Below are 4,730 nucleotides of genomic sequence, written 5' to 3' on the forward strand. Positions count from 1 at the left end.
CAGTAGGTGTTGTAAAAGTTGGACGGCCGCCTTATTAAATCGTTGATTCAGTCCCTCAGGACTGATAAGTACTGCTGTTGATGCTTCTAAACAGCTAGATAACTGAGCTAAAGAAGTCATAGCTATATTTTGGCTCACCCATACACATAAAGCTACTAAATCTTTTGCTTGGTACTTACTGGTTCGTTATACAAAACCAACATCTCTAGCAAGATCCCGTAAGGTATTTGGAGATAAAAAACTTTGAATCTCTTGAGCAAGTAGTTGTAATTCGTCAGACACAGAAACAGACATAAAAAACGCCATCCTTTCCTATGATTCTACAGAAAAAATAGCGTATTTTTTCATTTTAGGGGCATTTCTTTTTATTAGCTTGATACCGAGGTGACGATACCCCTTTATTGCTTTTCAGACTTCGCTTGTTCTAAAATGTATGCTTCTTCTTGTTCCGGTGTCGCTAATTCGTATGCTTTACCAGTGCTGTTATTGTCCCATTCCCATAATAAATTATGCTCCTCAACCGATTGAGAGAAATCGCCTTCATACCAACGAACCAAAATCTTGAGGTACTGTTCTTTATGTTGTAAGGTTCCACTATTACTTTCATCAATCGCTCGACGTACTTTTTCGATGTTTTCTGGAGTCATTTTGATAAATCCTTGCTTTTCGTGAGATAATACTTTTTGATGAGTCATTTTGTGCATTGCATTGATTATATGACGATCAGAGTTGAGGTCAAGTATTACCTCTTCCCCTTTAATTCCCTCAGTCTGCTTTTCCTTAACGTCTGAACCTGCATACGTACCGACTTTGTAACCAGTAAAAATACCAACTGCTATAGCAATAACTAAGGTTGATGTGATTTTAATCCACTTTTTCAAACCTCTTCCCCCCTCTTTTATTGAAGTGTACCATAAAAGAAGAACTGTATACCCATATCTATCTGTGAGGTCTACATAACGCATCATTATCAGTAGTCAATGATGCATGAAATTTTCGTTCTGGGGGTAATTAAAAATATTAGCTTGATAGCGATGCGGCTATACCCCTAGCTGATCTTTTATCTTCTGATTGTTGCTGTCATGACTACTGGAGGGCCGACTGTTCCATACTTCATAATTTGATTTATAGACTGTAAATGTTGAATGCCTTCTTCTTCATTTCGATTCCCCGGAATAATAACAGATGAACAATACAACGGTTTAATTTCATCAGTATATGGAGATTCCTCAGATAAATAAAATTGCGCTACCAACACATTTATAAAGCCAATCCGTTAGGGGGGAAATCTTAATATACATTCAGCCGACTTTAATAGTCAGCTGAATGTATGTTAGTTATAATATTTATCAAGAATTTCATGAATTTCTTTCTTATTTTCATTCAATTTTTTCTGCACATTAAATAACTCGTCACTTGATTTGACAAAATTTTCTTTATCATTAGGTGAAATTTTATCATTTGTTTCAATGGCTTCTTCTAATATGGTGATACTCTCAATTATTTTATTCTTCAATTTTTTTGTATCACTATATTTTGGGTCATACTTAGAAAGTGTCAAACTGCTATCTTTGAGTCGACTTTCAATATCATCTTTATTGCATGTGAAGTTTTTTTCTGTTGTTCCAAGAAAAATACAACTTTCTACTTCGTTACGAATAGGGAAGAATGTTTTATCCAATTCATCTCGGAATGCCCACATTTCTTCACTTTTTCCACTATCATAAAAAGCATAAACTACGACAGCAATCAAAGAGATTATAAAGGTAAGTATGATACCTATAACAATATTTTTTTTTGACTTAAACAAAACTTTATCCTCCTTAGTTCTTCTCGGATGTTCTCTACAGAGAAATAATTATATCACTTTTTAGTAGAACCATACTTAAAATCTATTGAATTTGCTGTTTCAGAAGTCATAAAAATTATAACTGGGGTAGCATCACATCGCCATCAAGCGGAAATTTTATAGTACCCCCAGAACGTAATTTTGTGCTAACTTGTAACAAAAAAACTCATTTTTTCGTTTTGGGGTAATTCTAAATTTTTAAGTTGATGGGCATGCGGCTGTACCCCTATTCCCTACAGTTTTTAAAATTTACTCTTCATTTTCAACCACTATTCTGATTGAGCCAAAGGCTTTCTGACTCTCATGGTTATCTTTGCTAACTTCATTTGGAAATGGTAAAGCAATTAATTGAAAATTACTTTCCTGTTCAGTTTTTGGTAAAGTGAGATTAAAAATTTGTCTAGTTTCAGGTGCAACAGTAGTATAAATAACTTTTTTATTATCTTGTATTTCGATCTGTTCCCAATCTCTGAAAGCTACTATTACGTATTTCATATCTTTATTTGTTTCATTTCCATTAGATATGCTAAGTTCTTTTCCTTCAGTTTCAGAAAAAACAGCTTGGAGTTTTTCTTCATTTTTAGTAATAAATAATGGTTCATTAAGACCATCTTTTAAAATAGTTTTAGGTTGTATCATTTCCATTTCTTCAATTTCTTCTTTTTTATTATTCTTATTAATTGAGTATCTCATACTTAGAACTTCCTCTAATATTGATGCCTTCTTCATATCGTTATCTTTTAATTTATACTCAGGCTTTTTTACTAATAAAAATGTTAATTCTTTCGCATTAGGAGAGATGTTTAAAGAGATTTCAGTATTTATTGAACTATTCGGTTTCATATCAAAAATATACTTTGATGTTTCGTCTTCTTTTATTTTAAAAGACTTTTGTTGATAATCCTCCAAAATTATCAATCCGTATTTTCGTTCTTCATCAATATTATGATTTAACGACAAAGATACGTTTACTTTGCTATCATTACTATCAATAGAACTACCATTATCTATATGGTTACCATGCTCATCTTTTAAACCATAAGAGATTGTATCAGGTTGTTGGTCCCTATCTTCGCCTTTTTTGATAATTTCATTGGAATCTATATTAGATAAATTTTGCCTTTGTGTAAGTGGTTTATTGAAAATAAAATAAATTGTAGTTAATGAAACAAGTAAAATTCCAATAGCTATGTAAATTTTTTTCATCACGAACCTCACTATATATATATTTGATTACAATTGAAAAAAAAGATATGCAAGAAGCATATCTTTTTTTTCTTACCAATAAGCTCTCGTTTCATGATTGACATCGTTGTATCCACTTAATTTATAAGTATGATTACCAATCGCATAATCACTTCCATAATAAGTAGATGTGTTTGTTGCTGTAGCTTCTACATAACTAGATCTATTTTTACTATCAGATCTTGTATTGATTACAGTACCATCTTTTTTAACTGCTCTACATTTTGCATAAATATAATCTTCTGTTGTAGTTGATTTAGATCTAGCAATTGCATATGGATTCCCCAAAAATTGCGTATAAACATTTACAGTAGAAGAATTGCTAGGAGCAGCTAAAGTATTTAATCCAGGGTTGTTAGACGATTTTAATCCTTGAACAGTATCACTATCTACCAGTACAGGTTGCGTATCCTTGTTAAGTTCTTCTGCGCTTGCATTAAAAGTAACTCCAAAACATACAACTGATAAACCTAAAGCCGCAGTAATCAATGGTTTTTTAAAATTCATAATTTACCTTTTACCAGAATTTTCTAAAATCTATCTTGCATTTACTAGTTTATATGTAACCTCAGGATATATCAACCATATATTTCTTTTTTTAAAAATATTTTCCTTACCCCTAAGTGTTAGTGCATTGTCTGGGATGAATCGAAGGGCTAAACCCTTGTGATATCAATTACGAATTGTTAAACATTACATATTACCACTAGAATCGCAACAACTCCAAAAAGCGAACCAAAAGGTACATTTTTTATTAGAAGTTTACTTTCAATGACAGCGCTATTTCTATATAAAATGAGAAGAAAGAAACAAACATACCAAACTAGAAAATACCCTGTAATATCAATGATTTCAAGGTTTTTCATATTTATCGCTTTAGTAAGTACAAAATTAATAAAAAAACTACTAATTAAGTTTGATCGCTTTTAACACGAAAGAATTTTTCTTATATTACAAACTAAAAGTCCTATATATGAAGAATTCTTTTTATATTTTCATTTATGAAATCTTACAACACTGTCATCTTTATGTAAGGTTATTAGATAGTTCATTTATTATTTCAATGTGATAATAAAAATATAAGTAATACACACATAAAAAAATATATTATACAGAGGTAACCATACGATGATTTTAAAACTAACATTTATACTTTTTGGAGTATTCTTAGTATTATGGGGTATATATAGTACGAAAACATATGAATCATTTTTAGACAAACTCACTGGAATAGGACAGTTATTAGGTGGAATCACATGCATAATTGCTGGGATTTTATCATTTATAATTAAATAATTTATAAATGAGTAGCTCAAACCTTACTAACCTATAAATCACTTATTTTCTATCAAACAATCCTTACATACGGAGGTTTTAAAATGAAAAAATATATTTTAACTTTAATACCATTTATCCTAGGGATAGGGTGTGTAGTTAGCTTTAATACGATCGGATCTAAAGTTGCATCCGATGGTACCCTTGTGGAACCATTCTATTTACTACCAATGGGTTATTCATTTTTAGCTATCGGCATAATTAGTCTTTTTGTAAGTAAAATTAAAAAAGTTAATAAATAGATTAAAAAAAAGAGCCTTAATAAGGCTCTTTTTTTTAATCTCGTGAAAAGTTATTTGTT

Annotated in this window: 6 protein-coding genes and 1 pseudogene; 1 reads left to right on the top strand and 6 read right to left on the bottom strand. The window is 30.8% G+C overall.

The window, feature by feature from the left end; translation table 11 throughout:
* The 6 genes and pseudogenes from JTF23_RS27265 to JTF23_RS27290 form a co-directional block, all read right to left on the bottom strand.
* Positions 1-294: pseudogene (locus JTF23_RS27265) on the bottom strand (IS4 family transposase); the annotation flags it as partial.
* 104 nt (positions 295-398) lie between these two features.
* Positions 399-881 (bottom strand): PRK06770 family protein, encoded by a 483-nt coding sequence (locus tag JTF23_RS27270; protein ID WP_204210278.1) that lies wholly within the window; start codon positions 879-881, stop codon positions 399-401.
* A 179-nt stretch (positions 882-1,060) separates the two neighbouring features.
* On the bottom strand, positions 1,061-1,258 hold the full coding sequence (locus JTF23_RS27275) for a hypothetical protein (protein ID WP_204210282.1): 198 nt from the start codon (positions 1,256-1,258) through the stop codon (positions 1,061-1,063).
* 75 nt (positions 1,259-1,333) lie between these two features.
* Entirely contained in the window at positions 1,334-1,810 is a 477-nt protein-coding gene (locus JTF23_RS27280) for a hypothetical protein (protein ID WP_204210279.1), read from the bottom strand.
* 288 nt (positions 1,811-2,098) lie between these two features.
* Positions 2,099-3,055, bottom strand: coding sequence for a hypothetical protein (locus JTF23_RS27285; protein ID WP_204210280.1), 957 nt, complete (start codon positions 3,053-3,055; stop codon positions 2,099-2,101).
* 72 nt (positions 3,056-3,127) lie between these two features.
* Entirely contained in the window at positions 3,128-3,601 is a 474-nt protein-coding gene (locus JTF23_RS27290; RefSeq protein WP_204210281.1) for a XoxI protein, read from the bottom strand.
* 872 nt (positions 3,602-4,473) lie between these two features.
* Here JTF23_RS27290 and JTF23_RS27295 point away from each other — a divergent pair.
* Complete coding sequence (locus tag JTF23_RS27295) at positions 4,474-4,671, top strand: DUF3955 domain-containing protein (RefSeq protein ID WP_087969514.1); 198 nt, start codon at positions 4,474-4,476, stop codon at positions 4,669-4,671.
* Positions 4,672-4,730: the final 59 nt, after the last annotated feature.

This window comes from Bacillus sp. RIT 809 (assembly GCF_016892495.1).
Classification (GTDB): domain Bacteria; phylum Bacillota; class Bacilli; order Bacillales; family Bacillaceae_G; genus Bacillus_A; species Bacillus_A cereus_U.